Annotated in this window: 23 protein-coding genes; 10 read left to right on the top strand and 13 right to left on the bottom strand. The window is 68.4% G+C overall.

What is annotated here, in order from left to right:
• Window positions 1-10: 10 nt before the first annotated feature.
• Together fnr and HWX55_RS12360 are read right to left on the bottom strand one after the other, a co-directional pair.
• A complete protein-coding gene (fnr, locus tag HWX55_RS12365) occupies window positions 11-784 on the bottom strand; it encodes a fumarate/nitrate reduction transcriptional regulator Fnr (RefSeq protein WP_175975828.1) in 774 nt (257 codons plus the stop codon).
• A 303-nt stretch (window positions 785-1087) separates the two neighbouring features.
• Entirely contained in the window at window positions 1088-1735 is a 648-nt protein-coding gene (locus HWX55_RS12360; RefSeq protein ID WP_175975827.1) for a response regulator transcription factor, read from the bottom strand.
• 323 nt (window positions 1736-2058) lie between these two features.
• Between HWX55_RS12360 and HWX55_RS12355 the strand changes: the two genes are divergently transcribed.
• Entirely contained in the window at window positions 2059-2529 is a 471-nt protein-coding gene (locus tag HWX55_RS12355) for a universal stress protein (protein WP_175975826.1), read from the top strand.
• A gap of 42 nt (window positions 2530-2571) precedes the next feature.
• Here the strand turns inward: HWX55_RS12355 and HWX55_RS12350 are convergent, their stop codons facing one another.
• The 3 genes from HWX55_RS12350 to HWX55_RS12340 form a co-directional block, all read right to left on the bottom strand.
• Entirely contained in the window at window positions 2572-3405 is an 834-nt protein-coding gene (locus HWX55_RS12350) for a universal stress protein (protein ID WP_175975825.1), read from the bottom strand.
• The gene (locus HWX55_RS12345; RefSeq protein WP_175975824.1) at window positions 3402-3905 is read right to left on the bottom strand and encodes a universal stress protein; all 504 of its coding nucleotides are present in this window, start codon (window positions 3903-3905) and stop codon (window positions 3402-3404) included. Before HWX55_RS12345 ends, HWX55_RS12350 begins: the two co-directional genes overlap by 4 nt.
• Window positions 3906-4051: 146 nt before the next feature.
• A complete protein-coding gene (locus HWX55_RS12340; protein WP_175975901.1) occupies window positions 4052-4891 on the bottom strand; it encodes a universal stress protein in 840 nt (279 codons plus the stop codon).
• A gap of 188 nt (window positions 4892-5079) precedes the next feature.
• Between HWX55_RS12340 and HWX55_RS12335 the strand changes: the two genes are divergently transcribed.
• The 4 genes from HWX55_RS12335 to HWX55_RS12320 are packed head-to-tail and all read left to right on the top strand — an operon-like array spanning window position 5080 to window position 9224.
• A complete protein-coding gene (locus tag HWX55_RS12335; protein WP_175975823.1) occupies window positions 5080-5616 on the top strand; it encodes a hypothetical protein in 537 nt (178 codons plus the stop codon).
• Entirely contained in the window at window positions 5606-6352 is a 747-nt protein-coding gene (locus HWX55_RS12330) for a beta-ketoacyl-ACP reductase (RefSeq protein ID WP_175975822.1), read from the top strand. Before HWX55_RS12335 ends, HWX55_RS12330 begins: the two co-directional genes overlap by 11 nt.
• A complete protein-coding gene (locus HWX55_RS12325) occupies window positions 6349-8169 on the top strand; it encodes an alpha/beta fold hydrolase (RefSeq protein ID WP_175975821.1) in 1821 nt (606 codons plus the stop codon). The genes HWX55_RS12330 and HWX55_RS12325 overlap by 4 nt, the downstream gene beginning before the upstream one ends.
• A 14-nt stretch (window positions 8170-8183) precedes the next feature.
• Complete coding sequence (locus HWX55_RS12320) at window positions 8184-9224, top strand: zinc-dependent alcohol dehydrogenase family protein (RefSeq protein WP_175975820.1); 1041 nt, start codon at window positions 8184-8186, stop codon at window positions 9222-9224.
• A gap of 84 nt (window positions 9225-9308) precedes the next feature.
• Here the strand turns inward: HWX55_RS12320 and HWX55_RS12315 are convergent, their stop codons facing one another.
• The 7 genes from HWX55_RS12315 to HWX55_RS12285 all read right to left on the bottom strand — a co-directional run bounded on the left by HWX55_RS12315 (window position 9309) and on the right by HWX55_RS12285 (window position 18072).
• Window positions 9309-10712 carry an MBL fold metallo-hydrolase gene (locus HWX55_RS12315; protein ID WP_175975819.1) on the bottom strand — a complete coding sequence of 468 codons (1404 nt, stop codon included), beginning with the start codon at window positions 10710-10712 and terminating at the stop codon, window positions 9309-9311.
• 129 nt (window positions 10713-10841) lie between these two features.
• On the bottom strand, window positions 10842-11027 hold the full coding sequence (locus HWX55_RS12310) for a DUF2964 family protein (RefSeq protein WP_175975818.1): 186 nt from the start codon (window positions 11025-11027) through the stop codon (window positions 10842-10844).
• Between the two features lie 179 nt (window positions 11028-11206).
• Window positions 11207-12331, bottom strand: a complete 1125-nt coding sequence (locus HWX55_RS12305) for an ABC transporter permease (protein ID WP_175975817.1) — start codon at window positions 12329-12331, stop codon at window positions 11207-11209.
• 2 nt (window positions 12332-12333) lie between these two features.
• Window positions 12334-15138: a ribosome-associated ATPase/putative transporter RbbA gene (gene rbbA, locus HWX55_RS12300; RefSeq protein WP_244140548.1), complete on the bottom strand. Its 2805-nt coding sequence runs from the start codon at window positions 15136-15138 to the stop codon at window positions 12334-12336.
• A complete protein-coding gene (locus HWX55_RS12295) occupies window positions 15135-16208 on the bottom strand; it encodes an HlyD family efflux transporter periplasmic adaptor subunit (protein WP_175975816.1) in 1074 nt (357 codons plus the stop codon). Before HWX55_RS12295 ends, rbbA begins: the two co-directional genes overlap by 4 nt.
• Window positions 16205-17701: an efflux transporter outer membrane subunit gene (locus HWX55_RS12290; protein ID WP_175975899.1), complete on the bottom strand. Its 1497-nt coding sequence runs from the start codon at window positions 17699-17701 to the stop codon at window positions 16205-16207. Before HWX55_RS12290 ends, HWX55_RS12295 begins: the two co-directional genes overlap by 4 nt.
• A 182-nt stretch (window positions 17702-17883) precedes the next feature.
• Window positions 17884-18072 (bottom strand): DUF2964 family protein, encoded by a 189-nt coding sequence (locus tag HWX55_RS12285; protein ID WP_124555404.1) that lies wholly within the window; start codon window positions 18070-18072, stop codon window positions 17884-17886.
• Window positions 18073-18355: 283 nt separating this feature from the next.
• On the opposite strand from HWX55_RS12285, the gene HWX55_RS12280 reads away from it, so the two are divergent.
• Window positions 18356-19003: a BON domain-containing protein gene (locus HWX55_RS12280; protein WP_175975815.1), complete on the top strand. Its 648-nt coding sequence runs from the start codon at window positions 18356-18358 to the stop codon at window positions 19001-19003.
• A 164-nt stretch (window positions 19004-19167) separates the two neighbouring features.
• A complete protein-coding gene (gene ftsH / locus HWX55_RS12270; RefSeq protein ID WP_175975814.1) occupies window positions 19168-21084 on the top strand; it encodes an ATP-dependent zinc metalloprotease FtsH in 1917 nt (638 codons plus the stop codon).
• Window positions 21085-21132: 48 nt separating this feature from the next.
• Here ftsH and HWX55_RS12265 read toward each other — a convergent pair whose 3' ends face one another.
• Entirely contained in the window at window positions 21133-22929 is a 1797-nt protein-coding gene (locus HWX55_RS12265; RefSeq protein WP_175975813.1) for an adenosylcobalamin-dependent ribonucleoside-diphosphate reductase, read from the bottom strand.
• 231 nt (window positions 22930-23160) lie between these two features.
• Here HWX55_RS12265 and HWX55_RS12260 point away from each other — a divergent pair, with 231 nt between their 5' ends.
• From HWX55_RS12260 to HWX55_RS12250, 3 genes are all read left to right on the top strand, one after another.
• A complete protein-coding gene (locus HWX55_RS12260; RefSeq protein ID WP_175975812.1) occupies window positions 23161-24096 on the top strand; it encodes a 1-phosphofructokinase family hexose kinase in 936 nt (311 codons plus the stop codon).
• A gap of 222 nt (window positions 24097-24318) precedes the next feature.
• Entirely contained in the window at window positions 24319-24915 is a 597-nt protein-coding gene (locus HWX55_RS12255) for a hypothetical protein (protein WP_175975811.1), read from the top strand.
• A gap of 60 nt (window positions 24916-24975) precedes the next feature.
• A complete protein-coding gene (locus HWX55_RS12250; RefSeq protein ID WP_175975810.1) occupies window positions 24976-25425 on the top strand; it encodes a CBS domain-containing protein in 450 nt (149 codons plus the stop codon).
• Window positions 25426-25554 lie beyond the last annotated feature (129 nt).

Genomic DNA, 25554 nt, shown 5'->3' with positions numbered 1-25554 from the left:
CGCGATCCGCTCAGATGCGCCCGAGGCCTTCCGGATCCACGATGCGGATCTGCTTGCCTTGCGCGGCGACGAGCCCGTTGCGCTGGAACTTCGACAGCATGCGGCTGACCGTTTCGAGCTTCATCCCGAGATATTCTCCGATCTCGTCGCGCGTCATCCGCAGCACGAATTCGGCGGCCGAGTAACCGCGCGCCTTGAAGCGGGTGGAAAGGTTCAGCAGGAAGGCGGCGACGCGCTGCTCGGCGGTCATCGTGCCGAGCAGCACCATCAGCGCGGATTCGCGGACGATTTCGCCGCTCATCATCTGATACACGTGATGCTGCATCGGCCGCACTTCGCGGCACATCTGCTCGAGCTGGCCGAACGGGATGATGCAGACCGTGCTGTCCTCGAGCGCGATCGCATCGCCGTTGTGCCGCCCGGTGTGCACGCCGTCGAGCCCGAGCGATTCGCCGACGATCTGGAAGCCGGTGATCTGCTCGTTGCCGTCGCGATGCATCATCACGGTCTTGAACGACCCGGTTCTGACCGCATAGATGCTGTGGAACGTGTCGTCCGCGCGAAACAGCGTTTCACCGCGTTTGACGTGGCGCGTCGTGCAGATCATCGCGTCGACCCGCGCGAACTCGTCGGGCGTCATTTCCCGCGGCATGCACACGGTGCGCAGCGTGCAGGACGAGCAGCGCGACGCCGTGCGCTTCGGTTGGTCCGCCCGCGCGACGGGATGCAGCGGAATGAACGGGTGCAACGGCGCCGTCGTCGGGATGTCGGCATGGCTCTGCATGATCTGCTCCGGTTGGGGCGGCAGCGGGTCGCGTGGTCGCGGTTGCGCTGGCCGTCGTACAGGCGGACAGGGAGGCGGCCGCCTAGTTTGTCGAATCGGCGCCGCACCGGATCGGCGAGACGACGATGCCGTCGCGACGCGAGGGCAAGGCCGGGCAGATCCGGAAGGCACGCGGGTGTGTTGTTGTTGATCGGAGTATGGACAGCCGGACGCTTGATTGAAATCAGCCGAAATTGAAGATGCGGTAGGTGATAGCGAAGGTTTGTAGGGCGATTCCTACAACGGTGCGGCGGGTTGTCGCGGTCAGAGCTCGTCCGGGTCGTCGAACAGCTTGTGGCGCATCGCGTACCGGACGAGCGCCGTATCGTTGGCCATCTGCATCTTCTCGAGGATCCGCGTCTTGTAGGTGCTCACGGTCTTCACGCTGACGCACAACGCCCGCGCGATCTCGGAGATGGACTCGCCGGTCGTCACCTGCCGGAACACGTCGAACTCGCGGTCGGACAGTCGTTGATGCGGCAACAGGTCGGTCGGCTCGTTGAGGCTTTGCGCGAATTGCTCCGCCATCGCAAGGCTGACGTACACGCCGCCGCCGGAAATTTTCGTCAGCGCGGCCACCAGCTCCGCGCTCGCGCTTTCCTTGGTCATGTAGCCCGATGCGCCGGCACGGAACGCGCGCACCGCATATTGCTGCTCGGCGTGCATCGTCAACACGAGGATGTGCAGGGCCGGCTTCTCGTCCTTGATCTGCTTGATGAGCTCGATGCCGTTGCGGCCGGGCATCGACAGGTCGAGCACCAGCACCTCGGCGTCGGTGGCACGCGTCAGCGCGATCGTCGACGCACTGTCGTTCGCTTCGCCCGCCACGATGAAATCGTTGGCGTTCTGCAGGATGTGCCGCAGGCCGTCCCTGACGAGCGTGTGGTCGTCTGCAATGAGTACCCGGATCATGGAGTGCGTCCTTTGCCGGCTCGCGCTGGCACGCGCGCGTCGGCGTTCGTCGATCCTGCTTCGGCCCGAACCTGGCAATGGTCCGATTCCGGACGGCGAGCATGATAGCCGCCGTCGATGACCGGACGATGTCCCTTCAAAGGGTCGCATCAAAAGCGCGTCCGATGCGCTGAGATTGTGCGCGTTTTGCCGGTATTCGCCAATCGGGACCGATGCGTACGGCGGTTGCCGTGCAGGCTTGACCGGCGTCAACCGGACGATGTGCGCCGAGCCCAGACTGGTTGGGCAGGCCAATCGACACCGGACGGCAACAGGGAGGCTTTATGTATGCACGAATCTTTGCGGCGCTCGACGGCAGCCGCGGTTCGCGGCTCGCGCTCGACGAGGCGATCGCGCTCGCCCGCGAGTCGGACGGCTTGATCGTCGCCGTGTGCGTGGTATCGGACGCGCCGCGGCCGACGGACGTCGACAGCGGCTATATCGAGCGGCGCGACCCGGCCGGGCTGGAGGTGGGCAAGGCCGCGATCGCGGTGGCGGATGCCGAGACGGCGTTTCGGCTGTGCGGCGTTCGCGGCACCGCGCAGGCGATCGACGCGTGCGGGGAGGACGTGTCGTCGGTGCTCGCGCGAGCGGCCGCCGAATGCGACGCGGACTTGATCGTGATGGGCACGCACGGCCGTCGCGGCATGCGCCGCGCGTTGCTCGGCAGCGTCGCCGAGTCGCTGGTGCGTATCGCCGACCGGCCGGTGCTGGTCGTGCGGGAGGGGCCGGGCGCGGGTGCGTCCGTGTTGTGACGAAAGCGGGCATCCGCGACCGGCTGCCCGAACCTCGCCGGTTCAGTGAGACAGCAGCACCGGCACCGTCATCGTCTCGAGGATCGTGCGCGTCGCGCCGCCCAGCACGCGCTCGTGGGCGCGGGTATGGCTGTACAGGCCCATGACGAGCAGGTCCGCATGCACGTCGGTCACCCGGTTCAGCAGCGTCCCGCCCACGCCGACCGACCGCTCGCGCGGCGTCGTCGAGAACGACGCGCGTACGCCGTGTCGTTCGAGATACGCGGCGACGTCGACGCCGGCCGGCGTCCGGTCCGGATCGGGTTGCCCGCGGACGACCGTCTCGACGTTGACGAAGCGTGCGCGGGCGAGCAGCGGCAGCGCGTCGGCCATCGCGCGCGCGGCCTCGCGCCCGCCGTCCCAGCCGATCAGCACGTTCTCGCCGAACGTGCGCACGTCGCCGGCATACGGCACGACGATCGCCGGACGGCCGCTGCCGATCACGACATCCTCGACGAAATGGCGCGCCACGTAGGTCATGCGATCGTCGGGATCCTCCTGGCCGAGCACCAGCAGATCGGCGTGACGGGCGTGCAGGATCGCGGCATCGATCGCATTGCCGGCCGGCGCCAGCCATTCGACGCTGCGTCCGGCGCGTTCGGCGGCCGTCAGGAAGCGTTCTTCCGCCTCCTTGCGCCGCTGGTCGCACAGGCGCTCGTAGACGGCCAGCTTCAGTGGTTCGTCGGGCCGGCGCAACGGTTCGAGGAGATCCTGGCAGACCAGGTAGAGGCCGATCAAATGCGCGTTCCAGCGTCCCGCGAGCTGGAGCGCGAGGTCGACGCGCGTCGCGCAGCGATCGCTGTCGTCGAGATGAACGAGCAGGGTCTTGTAGCTCATGATGGCTCCTTTTCGGTGGAAGCGGCCGTGACGTCGGCGGATGCCTTCGTTGCGCAGCTCGCCGGAATCATCAGGACCGGGCATTTGGCCATGCGCAGCACGCGTTCGGCCACGCTGCCGAGGAACAGGCGCCGAAAGCCGCGCCGGCCGTGCGTGCCCATCACGATCAGATCGGCGCCGATCTCGCCCGCGAGACCGACGATCCGGTGCGGGATGTCTTCGCCTGCCGGCGCGACGTTGGAAATCTGCGGCGTGCCGGCCACGTCGCGCGCCTTCATGCGTCGCGCGGCGTCCTCGGTCACGCGCAATCCTTCTTCACGGAATGAATCGACCAGGATCGACGGATCGTATCCGTACATGTCGTAGGCCGGCGCGAGGAAATCGACGACGTAGACGGGTGTCAGCCGTGCACCCGTTTGCGCCGCGAGGTCCAGCGCGGCGTCGAGTGCACGGGACGACGTGTCGCTGCCGTCGAGTGCAACCAGAATGTTCGAGTACATGGCATGTCCCTTGAGCGGATGTGGATGAAACCATCATCGGCGCATGCACGCCGATGGCGCTGATCTGGATCAAGCGTCCCGGTTGCCGTGCAGCACGCCCACCGCGGTGCGATCCACGCGTCGATGGTCGATGCGCATCGGGCGGCTCAGTGCGACATCAGCACCGGCAGCGTCATCGACGCGAGCACCGTGCGCGTGGCGCCGCCCATCAACAGCTCGCGCCAGCGCGGATGGCCGTACGCGCCCATGACGAGCAGGTCGGAACCCGTTTCATAGGCGCGCGACAGGAGCGTGTCGCCGACGGACGAGCCGGCGCCGACATCGATGTCGAGCACGTTCACGTCGTGCGCATGGCGCGCCAGCATCAGCGCGGCATCGGCGGCTGGAATCCGGGTGGCCGCGGCCTCCGAATGGCCGTCGACCACGGCGACGACCGTCGTGCGTTTCGCGTGTTCGAGAAAGGGCAGCGCGTCGTGCGCGGCGCGGGACGCTTCGCGGCTGCCGTCCCATGCGACGAAGACCCGTTCGCCGATCGACGGGAATTCTCCGGTGTACGGCCAGAACAGCACAGGGCGGCCGGCGGTCAACACGAGATTTTCCGGAAACTGGTCGTCGATATAGGTCTCGGGATCGTTCGGGTCGCTCTGGCCAGCGATCACCAGATCGGCGAGACGGGCGGCGCGCGGTACGGCCACGTTCGCCCGCTCGTCGGCGCGAATCCAGGTTGCGGGCACTTTGGCACGCGCCGTCTCCGCGTGGAACAGACGCTCCAGCGCGGCCATCCGCTCGTCGCGCCGTTCGCGTTGCGCGCGGAAATAGTCGGCGGAACCGGCCATCACGTAGAACGAATGCGGCTCGGGCGTGTAGATCGCGAACAGCCCGGTGAGATGCGCACCGAAGCGCCGGGCGAGACGCAACGCGAACTCGAGACGCGAATGCGCGCGGGCGCTCGTATCGAGGTGCACGACCATGCTTTTGTAGCTCATCGGAATCGCTCCATCGACGGGTGATCCGCCAGTGCAATCCAGTCTAAGAAGCAGGGTTTCCACGCGCTTGACTCAGATCAACGGGGGCCGTGCGCGATACCCGCACAGTGAAGCGGTCGAGACGCCGAGGCCGGGCAGGCGGCGCGACGCGGATGCGAACCCATTGATCCGATCGAAAGGGGAAGCCGATGAGTAGCGATGCTTTGACGACACCGAACGGCGCTTGGCGCGCGAGCTGCGATCTCGCGTTGCGCATGGTCGCGCTGAACCGCGACTGGCAACACGAATGGCATGCGCTGGAAGGGCGGCGCATCGAGCGCGACCGCACCGCGGTGCGGCGCCTGCAGCAGGCGCTGGCGGAAACGAACGAGTGGACGGCCTTCGCCGAGGCCGGCCGGCAGGTGACGAGCGACTACGCGATCGCGAGCGTCGAGATCTGGCAGGATGCCGCCGAGCTGTGCATGCGTGCGCAATTCGAGCACGCCAGTGCGTGGCGTACCTGGTTGCGCGAATACGGCTCGGGCGCGCTGACGCGTTATCAGACCGACTGGTTGCCGGACCTCGAGCGACTCGCGGTGGTCAACGAAGCCAGCATGCCGTGGGCCGACTGGATGGCCGCGCTGGAGCGCGGGATCGAGGAAGCGGGCGGCGCGACGAACGGGGCACGCGGCGCGCGTCGCCTGGCCGGCATCGATGGCGATCGGGAGCACGATCATGTCCGCTAAGCGCGTCGCGTTCGTCACCGGCGGGATGGGCGGGCTCGGTGCCGCGATCGGCCGTCGCCTGCACGATGCCGGCATGACGGTGGCGGTGTCGTACACGGAGCGCAACGACCACGTCGCGACGTGGCTCGCGCACGAGCGCGACGCGGGCCGCACGTTTCATGCGTTCGAAGTGGACGTGGCCGACTACGATTCGTGCCAGCACTGCGCGGCGCGCGTGCTCGCCGAATTCGGGCGCGTCGACGTGCTCGTGAACAACGCCGGTATCACGCACGACGCCACCTTCGTGAAGATGACGAAGAGCATGTGGGACGTGGTGCTGCGCACTAATCTCGACAGCATGTTCAACATGACGAAGCCGTTCGTGCCGGGCATGATCGACGCCGGTTTCGGGCGGATCGTGAACATCGGCTCCGTCAACGGGTCGAGAGGCGCGTACGGGCAAGCCAACTACGCGGCCGCGAAGGCCGGCATCCATGGCTTCACGAAAACGCTGGCGCTCGAACTCGCGCGGCATGGCGTGACGGTCAACACGGTGTCGCCCGGCTATCTGGCGACCGCGATGCTCGAGTCGGTGCCGAAGGAGGTGCTCGACGCGAAGATCCTGCCGCAGATTCCGGCCGGGCGGCTCGGCGACCCCGACGAGATCGCCGCGTTCGTCGCGCTCCTGTGCTCCGACGCCGGTGCGTTCGCCACCGGCGCGGAATTCGACGTCAACGGCGGAATGTACCTGCGATGAACGCGTCCGTGCTGCGCGCGGCGCTCGCGCCGGCATCGCTGCCGACGCCGGGCGACGACGGGCACGCGCCGGCGGCGACGCCATGCGCGCCTTCCCCGATGAGCGCTGCCGAACAGTGGAACCGTGCCGCGCACGCGAACGTGGCCGCGCTGACGTTCGGGCTGTCGCCGGTGTCGCTGGCGCTGGCGATGCTCGATTGGGGCGCGCATCTGGCGGTGGCGCCGGGCAAAGGCTTCGAGCTCGCCGCACAGGCGTGGTTGGGCGCCGTGGCGCCGACGGCAAGCGGGCGCGACGGCGAGGCCGACGATGCGGAGTCGAGCGGTCTGGCTGTGCACGCCGGCGGCGCCGATCCGCGCTTCGCCGCGCCCGCATGGGGCGGCTGGCCGTTTCGCGCGTATCGTGACGGCTTCCTGTCGATCCAGCGCTGGTGGCGCGACGCGACCCGCGGTGTGCCGGGCGTCGAACGCCATCATGAGGAACTGGTCAGATTCGCCGCCCGCCAGTGGCTCGACGCCTGTTCGCCAGGCAATTTCCTGGCGACCAATCCGGTCGTGCTCGACGCGACGATGCGCAGCGGCGGCGCGAACCTTGCGGCGGGCTTGCGGCATTGGCTGGACGACGCGAACGCGTTCGTCGAGCGTGCGAGCGGCACGCAGGCCCACGATGCGCGCACCTATCTGCCGGGTCGCGACGTGGCGATCACGCCGGGTCGCGTCGTCTGGCGCAACGCGCTGTGCGAGCTGCTGCAATACGCGCCGACGACGGCCCGCGTGGCGCGCGAGCCGATCCTGATCGTGCCGTCGTGGATCATGAAGTACTACATCCTCGATCTGCAGCCGCACAATTCGCTGATCCGCTTCCTGGTCGATGCGGGCTATACGGTGTTCGCGGTGTCGTGGCGCAACCCGCGCGCGGAATCGCGCGACCTCGGGCTCGACGACTATCTGCGCGACGGCTGCATCGCGGCGCTCGACGCAGCCCGGTCGATCGGCTGCGAAGCGGTCCACGCGGTCGGCTATTGCCTGGGCGGCACGCTGCTGGCGATCGCCGCGGCGGCGCTGGCGCGCGACGGCAAGCAGTACGACGCGCTGCGCTCGGTCACGTTGCTCGCGGCCCAGACCGATTTCAGCGAACCCGGCGAACTCGGCCTGTTCATCGATGCGAGCGAGCTGTCCGCGCTCGACGCGCTGATGTGGCGGCAGGGCTACCTGGACGGTGCGCAGATGTCCGCCGCGTTCGAACTGCTGAACGCGCGCGACCTGATCTGGTCGCGGATGATGAGCGAATACCTGCTCGGCACGCGCACGAAGCCCAACGACCTGATGTCGTGGAATGCGGATACCACGCGCATGCCGTACCGCATGCATTCGGAATACCTGACGCGGCTCTTTCTCGACAACGATCTCGCGGCCGGCCGCTACTGCGTCGACGGGCGGCCTGTCGCGCTGTCGGATATCGACGTGCCGACGTTCGTGGTCGGCACCGAGCGCGATCACGTGTCGCCGTGGCGGTCCGTCTACAAGCTCCATCTGCTCACGCACCATGCGCTGACCTTCGTGCTGACGTCGGGCGGGCACAACGCGGGCATCGTGTCCGAACCGGGCCATCCGGGGCGCCACTATCGGTGCGCGACGCGCGAACCCGGCGCGGCGTACCGCAGCCCGCACGACTTCGTGCGCGATACGCCGGCGGTCGACGGATCGTGGTGGACAGGCTGGCGAGACTGGTTGCACGCGCGCTCGTCGGGCGACGAGCCGGCCCGTACGCCGCCCGACGGCTTCGCGGCGGCGCCCGGCGCCTATGTACTCGAAACATGAATGGAGCAACAGCGATGAAAGCACTCGTCTACCACGGGCCGGGGCGCAAGGCGCTCGAAGAACGGCCCAGGCCGGCACTGCAGTCGCCCACCGACGCGATCGTCCGCGTGACGCGCACGACGATCTGCGGCACCGATCTGCATATCCTCAAGGGCGACGTACCGACCTGCGAACCCGGCCGCATTCTCGGCCACGAAGGCGTCGGCATCGTCGAGCAGGTCGGCGCCGCGGTCGATTCGCTGAAGGCGGGCGATCGCGTGCTCATTTCGTGCATCTCGTCGTGCGGCCGCTGCGAATACTGCCGCCGCGGACTCTATTCGCATTGCACGACCGGCGGCTGGATTCTCGGCAACCGGATCGACGGCACGCAGGCCGAGTACGTGCGTATCCCGCATGCGCCGACCAGTCTGTACCGGATTCCGGCCGGCGCCGACGAGGACGCGCTCGTGATGCTGTCCGATATCCTGCCGACCGGGTTCGAATGCGGGGTATTGAACGGCAAGGTGCAGCCCGGGTGCTCGGTCGCGATCGTCGGCGCGGGGCCGATCGGGTTGGCCGCGTTGCTGACCGCGCAGTTCTACTCGCCCGCGCAGATCATCATGATCGACCCGGACAGCAACCGGCTCGAGACCGCGCGGCACTTCGGCGCGACCGATTGCATCGACGGCCGTGCCGGCGATCCGGTGGCAGAAGTGATGAAGCTGACCGACGGCATCGGCGTCGATTGCGCGATCGAGGCGGTCGGCATTCCGGCGACGTTCGAGATGTGCACGGCGCTCGTGGCGCCGGGCGGTGTCGTCGCGAACGTCGGCGTGCACGGCGTGAAGGCCGACCTGCACCTCGAGAAGCTGTGGGATCGCAACATCTCGATCACGACGCGGCTTGTCGACACGGTCAGCACGCCGATGCTGCTGAAGACCGTGCGCGCCGGGCGTCTCGATCCGACACGCCTGATCACGCACCGGTTTTCGCTCGACGACGTCGAGCGTGCGTACGACACGTTCGGTCGCGCGGCGCAAACCCATGCGCTGAAGGTCATCATCGAAGTCAGCTGACGGGCCGGTGGCGCGTGACGGGGACCGATATGCAACGTCGTTCGGTTCCCGCCGCGGCCGACCGGCGTTTCGCCGGCGCCCGAGTCAGGACGAAACGGCGGCCGGCTCGCGCGCATCGCCCGATTCGACTGCATCGAGATCGACGGTCTGCGCGTAGGTCGGGACTTCGCACGGCCAGTGCAATCGCTCCGAAATGCGCCGCCGCAGTGCGTCCGCCGATGCAGGTTCGCCATGCGTGATGAAGGTCCGTGCGGGCGCGGGCTGCATCGTGCCGAGCCACCGGAGAATCTCCTCGTAGTCGGCATGCGCGGACAGCGCGGCGATCGACTCGACCTGCGCGCGCACGCGCACGTATTCGCCGTGAATCTTGACCGTCGGTTCGTGCGCGGCCAGCGCCGCGCCGCGTGTACCGGCCGCCTGATAGCCGACCAGCGCGATCGTGTTGCGCGCGTCGGGCGCGTAGCGGCTCAGGTGATGAAGCACGCGGCCGCCCGTGGCCATGCCGCTGCCGGCGATGATGACCATCGGCCCATGGTGTTCCGCAATCGCCTTCGACTGCTCGACCGTCCGGGTCATCGTCGCCGCGTGGCCGAGCGCGTTCGCTTCGGAAAGCGTCAGCCGGTGCTCGAGGATGTGGTGGCGATAGATTTCGGTCACGTCGGTCGCCATCGGGCTGTCGAGGAACACGGGGACGCGCGCCATGCGGCCGGACGCCTTCAGCCGCGCGATGTAGTGCAGGATCTCCTGCGCGCGGCCGACGGTGAAGCAGGGTATCACGACGACTCCGCCGCGCGCGAAGGTCGTGTCGAACAGCGTGGCGAGCGCGTTCTCCCGGTCCGATTCCGGATGCAGCCGGTCGCCGTACGTCGACTCGACGACCAGGAAATCCGCATGCGCCGGCGGCCGCGGCGGCTGCATGATGGGGTCGTGATAGCGGCCGAGGTCGCCCGAGAACGCGAGCACCTTGTGATCCCAGTGCATCACGACGCTCGCCGCGCCGAGGATGTGCCCGGCCGGCAGCAGGCGGAACGCCAGGCCGTCGCCGAGCGCCGTGCATTCGTCGAAGGCGACGGGCTTCAGCAGCCGCAGCGCGCGCTGCGCATCGTCGAGCGTATAGAGCGGCTGCGCCGGATGATGCTTCGAGTAGCCGTGCCGGTTCGCGAAGTCGGCCTCTTCCTCCTGCAGCCGCGCGCTGTCGCGCAGCATGATGTCGCAGAGTTCGGCCGTGGCCGCCGTGCAGTACACCGGCCCGCGATAGCCTTCGCGCACCAGCACCGGCAGATAGCCGGTATGGTCGATATGCGCATGCGTGAGCACGACCGCGTCGAGCGTGTCGAGCGCGAGCGGCAGCGGGCTCCAGTTGCGCAAGCGCAGGTTTTTCGTGCCCTGGAACAGGCCGCAATCGATCAGCACGCGCCGGCCGCCGTGCTCGACCAGATACTTCGAGCCGGTCACGGTTTCGGTCGCACCGAGAAAAGTCAGTTTCATCGCTCGTCTCACTGGAAGTCGACGGGTTCAGTGCGTCGATTACATCGCGAAGCGGCGCGCGGCGATTGACGGAAATCAGCGATTCCCGCATCAAGCATGATGTCGAATGCGGCGCGCCCGGCGATTTCGCTAGCGCTCGCTCGGCGCGGGATCGAACTGCGCGACGAACGCGACGATGCCCGACACCAGCGTGACGATCGCGTACGGCAGCACGTGTGCGTCGACCAGCATCGCGTGCACGACGCCCAGCAGCGACGCGAGTGCGATGAACACGCCCAGCGTGGCGAGCGTGGTCCGGTACGAATGACGAATCATGACGTTCTCCCGTGGAGCGGCTGGCGTTCGTCCGCGTTGGCGCGCAGCGGCAGTTTGCGATTTCGCAAGCTATGGCGTCATGATCGCGTACCGGCTTCCGGCGCGGTTGATCTGTATCAACAGGCGAATCCCGGCCGCGCGCGCGATCGGGCGATGCTGCGGTTGTGGCAGTGGGGCGATCAAGTCATCTGACCAATGGTCTTGCGGAATCGCATCAGCGACAGCAGGAACAGCGCACCCCCGATCGCGAGCAGCGCCGCGAACTGCGGCCACACCGCATCGAAGCCGGCGCCCCGGTACAGGATGCGTTGCGCGAGCTCGACGAAATGGGTGGTCGGCGCGGCCAGCATGATGTCCCGCACGGCCGCCGGCATGCTTTCGCGCGGCGTCAATCCGCCCGACAGCAGTTGCAGCGGCAGCAGCACGAGCACGAGCAACATGCCGAACTGCGGCATGCTGCGCACGAGCGTCGCGAGAAAGATCCCCATCGACGTCGTGGCGAACAGGTGCAGCGCCATTCCGGCCACGAACAGTGGGATGGAGCCGGGAATCGGCACGTGCAGTGCGCCGCCCACGACGCCCGTCAGCGACGCGACGGCCGCCACCGTGACGACGAGCCCCATCGACCACACCTTCGCGAGCATGATCTCCGCCGCTGTGACCGGCATCACGAGCAGATGTTCGATCGTGCCGTGTTCGCGCTCGCGAATCAGCGCGGCGCCGGTGAGGATCATCGACAGCATCGTCACGTTGTTGATCAGTTCCATCAGCGCGCCGAACCAGACCTCGTCGAGATTCGGGTTGAAGCGCATCCGCAGCGCGAGATCGACGGGCGGCAGCGGCGTGCCGCGATAGCGCCGCACGAATGCGTCGATCTCGCCCGATACGATCTGCTGGATGTAGGTGCTGCCGGTGAAGGCTTGCGTCATGCGCGTCGCATCGACGTTGAGCTGGATCGTCGCACGACGGCCGGCCAGCACGTCGCGCTGGAAGTCCGGCGGAATGTCGAGCGAGAACGTGTAGTCGCCGTTGTCGAGGCCGCGATCGGCCGCGCCGGCGTCGACGATCGGGGGCGGCGCGAACTGCGGCGGAAAGAACGCCGCCGCGATCCGTGCCGACAGCGGCGACGCGTCTTCGTCGACGAGCGCGATCGGCACCTTGTGCAGCGTTTCGGGGCGTGCGGTCGCGGCGACGTAGATCGACGCGCTGAACGTATACACGATGAGCGCGAGCAGGATCGGGTCGCGGGCGAGGCTCCACAGTTCCTTGATCCCGAGCCGGTAGATGGCGAGCAGGCGCGACATGGTCAGCGCTCCTGTTTGCGCAGCAGGACGCCGGTCGTCACCATGATGACCGGCACGGCCGCGAGCAGCGGCCAGAACTGGGACGACAGGTCGGCCAGCCCGAGCGCCTTGTTGTAGACGCCGCGGCTGATCGCGAGCATGTAGGTGGCCGGATAGATCGTACCGATCCACTTGCCGCTGCCTTCGAGCGACGACAGCGGCGTGAGCAGGCCCGAGAACTGCACGACCGGGATCAGCGTGCCGACGATCGTCATGAAGATCGCGGCGATCTGGCTGCGCGTGAACGTCGACGCAAACAGCCCGATGCCGGTGGCGACGACATTGAAGATCAGCACCGCGGCGGCCAGCGTCGCGAAGCTGCCCTTGATCCGCACGCCGAACACGACGTCGGCCAGCACGACCATCAGCAGGAAATTCAGCATGGCCAGCATCACGTACGGCGCCTGCTTGCCGAGCAGGAATTCGGCGCGGGTCACGGGCGTCACGTACAGGTTGACGATCGATCCGAGCTCGCGTTCCCGGACGACGGCGAGCGCCGTCAGCATCGCGGGCAGCATCAGCAGCAGCATCGGCATGATCGCGGGAATCATCGCGGGCAGGCTCTTGACGTCCGGGTTGTACCGATAGCGGATCGCGACGTCGACTGCCGGGACGAGCGACACGCCGAGCCGGCGCTTCGCCTGATCGCGCAGCCAGTTCTCGTGCATGCCGGCCACGTAGCCGCGGATCGTTTCCGCGCGCATCGGCATCGCGCCGTCGACCCACGCGCCGATTTCCACGTGCCGGCCGCGGGCGACGTCGCGTGCGAAACCGGGCGGGATCTCGATCGCGAGCGACAGCTGGCCGTTGCGCATGCGGCGATCGATGTCGCGGTCGTCGGCAAGCTGGGCGCGCGGCACGAAGTAGCGGGAGCCCGCGAGATTCTGCGCGTAGTCCTGGCTCAGCATCGATTGATCGCGATCGAGCACGGCGAACGTCAGGTTGTCCACGTCCAGACTGATGCCGATGCTGATCACGCACATCAACACGAGCGAACCGAACAGCGCGAGCGTCGCGCGCAGCGGGTCGCGGCGCAGCTCCAGCACTTCGCGCCACAGGTAGCTGCCGGCGCGCGCCGGGCTGAACCACGCGGCACCGCGGCCGGCGTCGCTCGTGTCGGGCGATGCGGCGAGCCAGCCGGCGCCGGGTGACGTGTCCGCCGGTGCGCCGTCCCCGCGTTGCGCGTCGGTCAGGTAGCCGATGAACGCGTCCTCGAGCGTGGCGGCGCCGCGCAGGCGAACCAGTTCGTCCGGCGCGGCGCTCGCCAGCACGCGGCCCGCATGCATCAGCGAGATGCGGTCGCAGCGGGCGGCCTCGTTCATGAAGTGCGTCGAAATGAAAATCGTCACGCGGTCGTTGCGCGCGAGCTCGACCATCAATCGCCAGAAGTCGTCGCGCGCCACCGGGTCCACGCCGGACGTCGGTTCGTCGAGGATCAGCAGTTCGGGTTTGTGCACCATCGCGACGGCAAGGGACAGCCGCTGCCGCATGCCGAGCGGCAGGCGTTCGGGCAGCGCATCGAGCACCTCGGCGAGCCCGAAGCGCTTGACCATTTCGTCGATGCGCGCGGGCAGGTCCGCTTCCGGTACGCCGAACAGGCGCGCATGCAGCACGAGGTTCTGCCGGACGGTCAGTTCGCCGTACAGCGAGAACCCTTGCGACATGTAGCCGACGCGCCTGCGCGTATCGATATCGTTCGCGGCGACCGGACGGCCGAACAGCGTCGCCGTGCCTTCGGACGCGGCGAGCAGGCCCGTGAGCATCTTCATGGTCGTCGATTTGCCGCAGCCGTTGGAGCCGAGAAAGCCGAAGATTTCGCCGCGACGGATCTTCAGGCTCACGTGGTCGACCGCGACGAAATCGCCGAACCGCATCGTCAGGCCGTCGGCCTCGATCGCGTAGCCGTCGGTCGCGTCGGGCTGGAACGGCGTGATCCGGATCGGCTGGTGGCCGCTCCGTCGCGCTTCCGGCAGCAACGCGATGAACGCGGCTTCCAGCGTGTCGCAACCGGTGCGGGCGAGCAGGTCGCCGGGGCTGCCCGTCGCGAGCACGCGGCCGGCGTCCATCGCGATCAGCCAGTCGAAACGCCGGGCCTCGTCCATGTACGCGGTCGCGACGAGCACGCTCATCGCCGGACGCGCGGTGCGAATACGGTCGATCAGTTCCCAGAACTGGGCGCGCGACAGCGGATCCACGCCGGTCGTCGGTTCGTCCAGGATCAGCAGGTCGGGATCGTGGATCAACGCACAACAGAGGCCGAGTTTCTGCTTCATGCCGCCGGACAGTTTGCCGGCAGGGCGGTCGAGAAACGCATGAAGGCCGGTGCTGTGCGTGAGTGTGTCGATACGGCGGCGTCGCTCGGCCGCATCGTGGCCGAACAGTCTCGCGAAGAACTGCAGGTTTTCCTCGACCGACAGCGTCGCGTACAGGTTCCGGCCCAGCCCTTGCGGCATGTAGGCGATGCGCCGGCATACGCGTGCGCGGTGGCCACGCGACGACAGGTCGCCGCCGAGGGCCCATACGCGGCCCTGCTGGATCGCACGTGCGCCGGACACGAGCGCGAGCAGGCTCGACTTGCCGACGCCGTCCGGTCCGATCAGCCCGACCATGCTGCCGGCCGGGATATCGAGCGTCACGTCGTCGAGCGCGTACGTATCGCCGTAGCGCAACGAGACGCCCGACAGCCGGGCGACCGCGCCCGATTCAACGGATGCGGACGGACCTTCGCCCGCGCCGGCACCGGTATCGACGGGCAACGTCGCGTTCATTGCGGCACCTTGATCGCGAGGCGCGCGGGCCAATCCGCCTTCGGATCGATATTCAGCCACGCGACACCCGGCAGGCCCGTCTTGACGAGCTTCAGGTGGCGCTGCAGCAGATCGCGGTCGATGCGCGCCTTGACCCGAAACATCAGTTTCTGCCGTTCGGTGGCGGTCTCGACCGTCTTCGGCGTGAATTGCGCGGTGCTCGACACGTACGACACGCGTGCCGGAATCACGTATTCCGGCGCCGCATCGAGCACGATCCGCACGTCGGCGCCGAGCGGGACTCTGCCGACAACCGTTTCTGGCAGGAAGAACGTCATGTAGACGTCGGACAGATCGACGACATTGAGCACCTTGCCGCCTGCCGGCAGGACTTCGCCCGATTCGGCGATGCGATACTGGACCCGCCCGTCGCGCGGCGACGTCAGCTCGCTGTCCGAGATATCGGCCTGTACGCGTGCGACGGTCGCCTGCGCGGCCGTCACGGCCGAGCGCGCGGCGACGAGCTGGGCCCGGGTGGCGTCGATCCCGGCCTGCGCGGCTTCCACCTGGGCGCGCGCGGCGTTTACGGTCGCCCGCAGGCTGCCGGCGCGCGCGCGATCGTCGTCGAGTTCCTGCAGCGACGACGCGCCGTCCCGCGAGAGCGTCTCGGAACGCGCCAGCCGGCGCGTGGCCGCGTCGAGCTCGCTTTCCCGCTGCACGACGAGCGCGGCCGCCGCGGCCTTGTCGCTGCGACGCTGGGCCACCTGCGCGTCGATGCTCGCGGCGGTGTTCACCGCCTGTTGTTCCCGCGCCTGCGCCTCGTCGAGCTGCGCCCGCAGCACGACGACGTCCATGCGGGCGAGCGGCTGACCGGCGCTCACGAAGTCGCCTTCGTCGACGAGCATCGCGGTGACGCGTCCCGGCAGCTTCGTCGCGACGTCGATCTCGGTCGCCTCGATGCGGCCGTTGCCGCTGACGAGCCCGGCGTCCGTCTGTGCGTCGCGCCAGCGCGTCCAGCCGTAGTAAATGAGGCCGATCGCGAGCACGGCCGCGCCGGCGCCGATCAGAACAGGGCGCTTGATGGTCTTCATGGTCTGGAACCCGAATCGATGGAAAGATGGTTCGATGCCGCGGCGGCGCGGTCGGTCTCAGTCGTCCCGCCGCCGAGCGCGCCGTACAGCGCGACGCGGCTCGACAACAGCGCACGACGCGTCATCACCCATTGCTGCTCGGCGTTCATCAGATCCCGTTGTGCATCGAGTACTTCCAGGAAGCGCGTGGCGCCGCTGTCGTAGCGCAGTTTCGCGAGACGTGCGCGCTCGGCCTGCGACGCGAGCGTCGCTCGTTCGATCGCGACCTGGTCGGCGAGCCAGTAGCGCGCGGCGAGTGCATCGGACACGTCGCGAAACGCGCGTTGCACGGTCTTCTCGTATTGGGCGAGCGCCTCGTCGCGCTGCGCGTGTGCGAGGGCGAGATTCGACCGATTTCGGCCGCCGTCGACGAGCGGCAGCGTGACATTGGGAATCACCGACCACACCCCCGCGCCGGACGACAGAAGGTCGTGCAGTGCGCTGCTCCCCGAACCGATCGCGCTCGTCAATGCGATACGCGGAAAAAACGCCGCGCGCGCCGCGCCGATGTTCGCGCGCGTGGCCTGCAGTTCGTGCTCGGCCGCGATCACGTCCGGACGCCGCGCGAGCAGCGACGACGGCAGGCCGGGCGCGAGCGACGGCATCACGGCGCCGTCGTCGAGCGCGAGCGGCGCGTCGGCCAGCGCCGGCGTCGCACCGACGAGCAAGGCCAGCGCATCGGCCGCCGAGGCCCGCGCCTGCTGCAACTGGACGCCAAGCGATTCGGCCTGCTGCAGCAGGATTTCCGATTGCGTCAGGTCCAGCCGCGAGATCGCGCCGGCCGCGTGACGCAGCCGGAAAATCCGCAGCGATTCGCGTCGCGTGTCGATCGTCGCGCGCGTCAGCGCGATCCGTTCATCGATCTCGCACACGGTCAGATAGGCGTCCGCCACGCTGGTGATCACGCTCAACGTCACCGCTTGCCGGGCCGCATCGCTCGCGAGATAGCGCTGCAGCGCCGACGCTTTCAGGTTGCGCACGCGGCCCCAGAAATCGATCTCCCATTGCGTCTCCGCCAGCTGGATCTCGTAGAACTGGCCGATCACCGGCGTCGGCGTCAGGAAGCCGCCCGGCGTGCGGAAGCGCGCATAGGCCGCGCCGGCGCCGATCGTCGGCCACTGGTCCGCGCTGCGGATGCCGTAGACGGCGCGCGCCTGTTCGACGCGTGCAACGGCTGCGCGCAGATCCCGATTGTTGGCGAGCGCCTGCTCGATCAACGCGCGCAGACGTTCGTCGACGAAGTAGTCTTGCCAGGCGGGCGGCGCCTGCGCAATGGCGGCCCCGCGGGCGGCAGGATCGGGGAACGCGGCGGGGATCGGCGCGGCGGGACGTTCGTCGGGTGGCGCGAGCGACAGGCATCCCGACAGCAGGCCCGCACAGGTTGCCAGCGCAACGAGACGAACGCGCCGCGCGGCGGCAGGCTGAAACAGCGGCGGAAGCGCGACGGCGCGCATGGGGTTCCTCATCGGCTACACGAACACGAGATGGCGCCGCGCTCGTGGCGACGCCGCTTCGGGTTCACTTATATCCGACGATTGCCGCGCGCCCCCTTGATCTGAATCACTGCGGTGGGAATGCGTGTCGAGTGCGGCCTCGGTTGACAGGCAGCGGTAATTCTCGTCAGTCTATGTTCCGCTTACGGGCGGTCGCCGGGCGCGAGATTCAGCAGCACCACGAACGACAGGACGCTCAGGATCAACGTGACGATCGAATACCTGAACACCCGCTCGTCGAACAGCATGCCGTGCACGATGCCGGCCAGCGACGCCAGCGCGATGAACACGCTGAGCGTCGCGAGTGCGATGCGGTACTGCTTTCGGTTCATGACGGTCTCCCCGGAAAGCGGCTCTGTCATATCGCTGCAACATGTTCGCTTCGTCGCGTCGTGCGCAGCGTCTGTCGCTATGATCGAGTCGCGCTCCGGCGCCCCGTTGATCTGCATCAACGGACAAATCGGCCGGTTACGCACGGGGCCGCCGTTGCCGTAAGCCCGCGGTTGGTTGATCCTCGTCAAGCCGCCGGTGCCGCCATGCGCGATGCTGAATCGGGTACGGCATACGTCCGGTCGCACGCTTCGCGATCGGCACGCGCCGGGACGGGAGACCGACATGAAGTCCGATGTAGCACTCAAGCAGGATGTCGAGCAGGCGCTGTTCTGGAATCCGGCGATTGATTCGCGCCGGATCGACGTCGACGTACGCGACCGGATCGTGACGCTGCGCGGCACCGTCGACAGTTGGGCCCAGAAGCTCGAGGCGCAGAAAACCGCGCTGCATGTCGCGGATGCGCGTGCGCTGGTGCTCGAACTGAACGTCGAGCCGCCGGAGGATGCCTGCGCCGACCACGAACTGGCGATCGCGATCACGTTCGCGCTCGGCTGGCAGGAGGCATTGCGCGATCACCAGATTCGCGTCGAAGTCGATCACGGCTGCGTGACGCTCGACGGCGAGGTCGATCATGCGTTCCAGAGCCGTGCAGCGGAAAAAATGGTGAGCCGGATGAAAGGCGTCGTCGGTGTCGCGAACCGCATTCGGGTGCGGGCCGACCAGACGGTGCCCGACGTCGGCACGCGGATTGCCGAAGCGCTGGCCCGTCGCGCGCAGCGCGAATCCGCCGGGATCGCGATCGAGGCGGACGACGGCATCGTCACGCTGACGGGCACGGTCGCGTCGCTGGCGGAAAGGCGTGCCGCGTGCGGCGCGGCGGCGTCGGTCCGGGGCGTGCGCGAGGTCGTCGACCGGTTGACCGTCGCGTGAGCATTGCGCCCTGTACCGCCGATTCCCACGGAGAAGCCGCCATGAATCGATCGCTTCCCGGCGCGCTGGCATTCAACTATCGCGACAGCGAGGACATGCTGCGCGCGAACTGGACTCGTGACGCGGCCTGAACGGTCGCGAGTCCGGCGCACAGCCTCGACGTCATGAAGAAAACATTCGACTACTCCGGGTTGATGATCCCGATCGCATTCGCGGTCCTGATCGCCTATCAACTGCTGTCGGCCCAGCCGGCGACGACATCGATTTCGTACAGCGATTTTCATCGGCTGGTCGACGCGCGGCTCGTCGACGAGCTCGAGATCGGTCAGTCGTCGATCTCGGGCGCGTTGCGCATGCCGCAGGCCGCCACCATGCTGCCGGCGTTCGACGCGGTCGCCGTCAAGAAGGCAGGGCCGCCGTGGCGCTTCACGACGAACCGCGTCGGCGACGATCATCTGGTCGCCGCGCTGACGGCCGCCGGCATCCGCTATCGCGGCGTGCCGGATTCGGGCTGGATCGCGATGCTCGCGACGTGGCTGCTGCCGATGATCGTCCTCGTGCTGGCCTGGAACTTCACGATGCGGCGGCCGGGCGGGATGAGGGACCTGAGCGGCATGGGCAAGAGCCAGGCGCGGGTGTATGTGCAGCAGGAAACCGGCATCACGTTCGACGACATCGCGGGAATTGACGAGGCGAAGGCCGAGTTGCAGCAGATCGTCGCGTTCCTGCGCAGCCCCGAACGCTATCAGCGGCTCGGCGGCAAGATTCCGAAGGGCGTGCTGATCGTCGGCGCGCCGGGCACCGGCAAGACGCTGCTGGCACGCGCCGTCGCCGGCGAGGCCGGCGTGCCGTTCTTCACGATCAGCGGCTCGGCATTCGTCGAGATGTTCGTCGGCGTGGGCGCGGCCCGCGTGCGCGACCTGTTCGAGCAGGCGCAGCAGAAGGCGCCGTGCATCGTGTTCATCGACGAGCTCGACGCGCTCGGCAAGGCGCGCGGCGTCGGGCTGATGTCCGGCAACGACGAGCGCGAACAGACGCTCAATCAATTGCTGGTCGAGATGGACGGTTTTCAGGCGAATTCGGGCGTCATCATCATGGCCGCGACCAACCGGCCCGAAATCCTGGATCCCGCGCTGCTGCGCCCCGGACGATTCGACCGGCACATCGCGATCGACCGGCCGGACCTGACCGGCCGCAAGCAGATCCTGGCCGTCCATACGAAGCGCGTGAAGCTCGCGCCGGAAGTCGACCTCGCGGAACTGGCGCAGCGCACGCCGGGCTTCGTCGGCGCCGATCTCGCGAACGTCGTCAACGAAGCCGCGCTGCATGCGGCGGAACTCGGCAAGCCGGCGATCGCGATGGCCGATTTCGACGAGGCGATCGACCGCGCATTGACGGGCATGGAGCGCAAGAGCCGCGTGATGAACGAACAGGAGAAGCGGACCATCGCTTATCACGAAGCCGGGCATGCGCTCGTCGCGCAAAGCCGCGTGCACTGCGACCCGGTGAAGAAGGTGTCGATCATCCCGCGCGGGATCGCGGCGCTCGGCTATACGCAGCAGGTGCCGACCGAGGATCGCTACGTGCTGCGCCGGAGCGAACTGCTCGACCGGCTCGATGTCCTGCTCGGCGGGCGCGTGGCCGAGGAAATCGCGTTCGGCGACGTATCGACCGGCGCGCAGAACGATCTCGAACGCGCGTCCGCGCTCGCGCGGCACATGGTCATGCAGTACGGGATGAGCGACCGGATCGGGCTGATGACGCTCGACGATGCGGTATCGCAGGGCGGCGTGCCGGCCGTGTGGACATCGGGCGACGGCCATTGCAGCGAGCACACCGCGCAACTGATCGACGAAGAGGTGCGCGCGCTGCTCGACGATGCGCACGCGCGGGTCGCGGCGACGCTCGGCGAGCATCGCGATGCGCTGGAGCGGATCGCGCGCAGCTTGCTGGAGCAAGAATCGATCGATCACGACAGGCTGATGGCGCTCATCACGCCGGCCGACGATACCGGCGATACCGGCGACGCGCGCAGTCCCGCACCGGCCGACACGGAAACGACCACGGACGCTCCCGTCTGAACGAACGATCGCCGCGCCGAGCGTCGGCCGCTGGTCCGCGTGCGTCGTTCAACAGCCGATGCAGACCGGGCGCTCGCGCCGCGCCTGCGCCGCATCGGCGGTCACGACCGACGCGAGCCGCGGATCGGGCCGGAACACCGTGATGCCCTTGAGCCCGTCACGCCATGCCTGGAAGAACAGGGCGTCGACGTCCGCGAGCGAACACTGCGCCGGCAGCGTCACGGTCTTCGAGATGCCGGCATCGACGCACGGCTGCAGCGCCGCGAGCATCGCGACGTGATCGACCGGCGCGATATCGGCCGCCGCGACGAAATAATCCGGCAGCCTGACGTGGCCGCCATGCAGGTCGCGAAACAGCCGATACGCGTGATTCTCGACACGAAACGGCCGCACCCGTCCGTCCGCGGTGCGCACGAGGCGACGCTGCGTCCAGCCGAGCGCCGGCTCGATTCCGTTCGAACAGTTGTCGCAGAACGCGAGACTCACGCTGCCGGCCGGCGCGAACGACAGCAGATGGCTGTTGCGCAGCCCGTGCCGCGCGATCGCGTGGTGCACCTTCAGCGGCAGCGGCATGCGGTGCGCGGGGCCGGTCAGATAGGCGGCGGGGTCGTACGCGGGAAACACGCCGCGCTCGGCGGCAAGCGCGGCCGAAGCCGCGAACGCATGCTCGCGCATCGTCAGCACGATCCGGCGTGCGAGCGCCCGCGCTTGCATACTGTCGTAGCGCAGCCGCAGCATCGTCAGCGCGTCGCCCAGGCCGGTGACGCCGACCCCGATGCGGCGAGTGCGCCGCGCCTCGTGGGCGTGCGCGGCGAGCGGCCATGCGGTCAAGTCGAGTACGTTGTCGAGCATGCGCACCTGGATGCGCACCGCGTCGGCGAGCCCCGGGAAATCGAAGCGCGGCTTGCCGTCGACCCCGAACGGGTGATGGACGAACCGCGACAGGTCGATTGGCCCGAGCACGCAACTGCCGTACGCCGGCAGCGGCTGCTCGCCGCACGGGTTCGTCGCGTCGATCCGCTCGTGTTCGCGCAGCGGATTCGCGTCGCGGATCGTGTCGAGGAACAGCAGCCCCGGCTCGGCGCTGTCGCGCGCCGCGCCGACGATCTCGTGCCAGAGCGTGCGCGCCGGAATCGTCGCGTACAGATACCGTCCGTCCGGCCGCCGGGGCTGTGCACCGGCCCCGGAGCGGGGCCGCGCGTGATGGACGAGTGCCCAGGGCAAATCCTGCCGGACGGCCTCCATGAACGCATCGGTGACGCCGACCGACAGGTTGAACGTCGGCCAGCGCGATCGTCCGCGCTTGGCGGCGACGAAGGCCGCGAGATCCGGATGATCGCAGCGCAGCACGCCCATTTGTGCGCCCCGGCGCGGGCCGGTGAACGGCAGCGCCCGGCACATCGCGTCGAAGCGGTCGATCGCGACGCATGCGCCTCGTTCGGACGACACGCGCCGTTCATACGCGCCGGCAGGCGGCACCGGTGAGAAGTCGTAGCCGATTCCGCCGCCCATCAACAGCGTGAGCCTTGCGTCGTCGAGCGCATGCGCGAGTGCTGCGTCGATGGCGGCCCATGGCGCGCCCGGCGGAATCGCGAGCGGATGGACGAAGCAGTTGACCATCGTCCCGCCGGTATCCGCGCCGGCGTTCGCGAGGATGCGGCCCGCGCCGATCGCGCCGCGCTGCAGGTTCCGGAAGAACGCGCGCGCCGCCTGCGCACGGAGATCGACCGGCTCGGCGAGCGACAGCGCATGCGCGACGCGATGGAACAGGGCCTCGCGAGACGTTTCGCCGGGCCGCGCATAGCGTTCGGTGAACACGGTGGTGCAAAGCGGCTGCTCGTCCATGGCGGGGCTCGGCAACGATGAATGACTCACTGTAGGAGTCCGCCCGGACGCGTCGTTGATCGAGCGCAAGCGGCGCCTTCGCGGCGTGGCTTGACGGCGGTCAACGCGGTGGCCGGCAGCGAACGTAATGTGGAGCCACGGCCGGCATGCGGCGGTTGCCGGCTTCGCCGCGCCGGCGTCCGTCGCGAGAAGCCGGCGGGCGTCCCTGCCATCGACCGAGAGCCACGAACCATGACCGACATCGTTACCGTCACATTGAATCCCGCCGTCGATGTTGCTACGTCGGTCGAGCACATCGTCGAGACGCACAAGCTGCGCTGCGCGCGGCCGCGGCGCGACCCCGGCGGCGGTGGAATCAACGTCGCCCGGACCGTTCACCGGCTCGGCGGCGATTGCGTCGCGCTGTACCTGGCCGGCGGGCCGACCGGCGACGTCCTGACGCGGCTGCTCGAAGCCGAGCATCTGCCGAGCGAGCGCATCCGGATTGCCGGCGAGACCCGCGAGAACGTGTGCGTGACCGAAACCGCGACCGGGCGCGAATACCGCTTCCTGATGCCGGGGCCGACGCTCACGCAGGCCGAGTGGCGCGAGTGCGCGGCGCGCATCGACGCGATGCAACCGGCGCCGCGCTATCTCGTGTTGAGCGGCAGCCTGCCGCCGGGCGCGCCTGATGATCTCTACGCGACGTTGGCGCGCGCGGCGAAGGCAAAGGGCAGCCGCGTGGTGGTCGACGCGGCGGGCCGGGCGCTGCAGGCGGCCCTCGAGGCCGGCGTGCATCTCGTCAAGCCCAGTATCGGCGAACTGAGCGCGCTGGCCGGCGAACCGCTCGACGACACGTCGGCGTGCCGGAAGGCCAGCGAACTCGTGGCGCGCGGCCAGGCCGACATCGTCGCGTTGACGCTCGGCGCGCGCGGCGCCTGGGTCGTCACGCGCGATCGCACGCTGCGCCTGCCCGGCAGGCCGGCAGCCGTATGCAGCACGGTCGGCGCGGGCGACAGTTTCGTCGGCGGCATGGTGTGGGCGCTGGCGCGCGGCGTGCCGTTCGACGAGGCGTGCCGCTACGCGCTGGCGGCATCGGCCGCTTCGGTCGAGCATCCGGGGACGGCGCTCTGCACGCGCGACGACGTCGAGCGGATTCATGCCGAACTGGTTGCGCAGGTAAGTTGACGGGCAGGCGGCGCGGACCAATCAGAGTCGTTCGACGTGTACGCCGATTGCTTCGGCGTGGCGTAACGGGCATGCGACACCGCGGCGTCGGATGGCATTGCGTCAGACGAATCGCCGATTGTTTCGGGTGCATGCGTGCGCTCGATGACCTGCGTCAACCCCGCTCGTGCCGCAAGAGCGAAGATCGAGGTTCGCGCGTGTCGATCACGATCGAGGACCGACATGCACCGTGCCGTCTGCGTCTTCACGTTCGTGATACGGACCTCCATCATGCTCTCCTCGTTTGCGCGCACGTCGGATTTCCCGATCATCACGCTGTCCATCGACGGGACGCCGAACCTGCCGTCAGCCGAACCCCACTGGCATCGACCGCCCGACACCGACGGCGAGTGCCTGCTGAGTCCCCACGAGATTGCGATCCTGATGGTGCTTGCCAGCGAACCACGACGCCAGCAGGGTGACCCTGCCGATCTTCATTGTCTTGTGGACCGGGGCCTCGTCCGGCTGGATGCCGTGCCGCTCGCGGAGGCGCACGTGCGTCTGTCGGACCGGGGGCGGCAGATGGTGTCGCGTCTCGAGGCACGCAACCGGCCGCGATGCCGATTTCACGATGGTGGGGCGGACCTCGGGCGAGGCACCTCGCTGATCCGTATCAGGCATCCCGCGATGCTGCCGGATGCACGGTTATCGCCATGGGATACGGACAGGCCCGTGACCATGAAAAACGGCGCCCAACTGAACGATGTCGGGCAGGCGCTCGAACCGGATCCACCGATCGACGCCGTGCGCGACGGGGTCGATCGAATCACCGTTGCGTGAATAGGCGGGCGGAGACGGGCGTCGACCGACGGCCCGCGTCGTCCGGGCAGGGGAGGGAACATGAATGCCTCGATGCTTTGCACCCGCGATGTCGCCATGTGTTCCGCGCAGACGACCGTCGTCGAGGCGGCCGCGATGATGCGCGACGCACATGCCGGCGACCTGGTCGTCGTACGTGAAAGGGAAGGACGATGCGAGCCGGTCGGCATGCTGACCGACCGGGACATCGTGCTCGCCGTCGTCGGCCCCGACGCACCGGCCGGTTCGTTGTTCGTCGGGGACATCATGTCGGCCCCGGTCGCCGTCGCGGACGTCGACGACGATCTCTGGCTGCTCGCGAAGCGGATGCGCCAGCATGGCGTACGCCGATTGCCGGTGGTGGGCGACGGCGGCGAGCTGGTCGGCATCGTGTCGCTCGACGACCTGCTGCGCGCGGCCGCGGCGCTGTTCGACGAACTGCGCCTCGTGGCGGCACGCCAGCCGTATTTCGAGGAGAAACAGCGTGGCTGATGCGGTGTCCGTCGGGGGCGGTCGCGACGTGTCCGCGGCAACGGCGCGCGCGAGCACGGCCGGGAAGCGGGTGCGACGATGGCGATTTCGGGCGATCACGCGCAGGTTCCCGTAGCCGGTCAGGCCGCC

The sequence above is a fragment of the Burkholderia sp. BCC1047 genome, assembly GCF_902833155.1.
In the GTDB taxonomy this organism is placed as follows: domain Bacteria; phylum Pseudomonadota; class Gammaproteobacteria; order Burkholderiales; family Burkholderiaceae; genus Burkholderia; species Burkholderia sola.
This window is presented reverse-complemented; position numbering and strand designations above follow the sequence as displayed.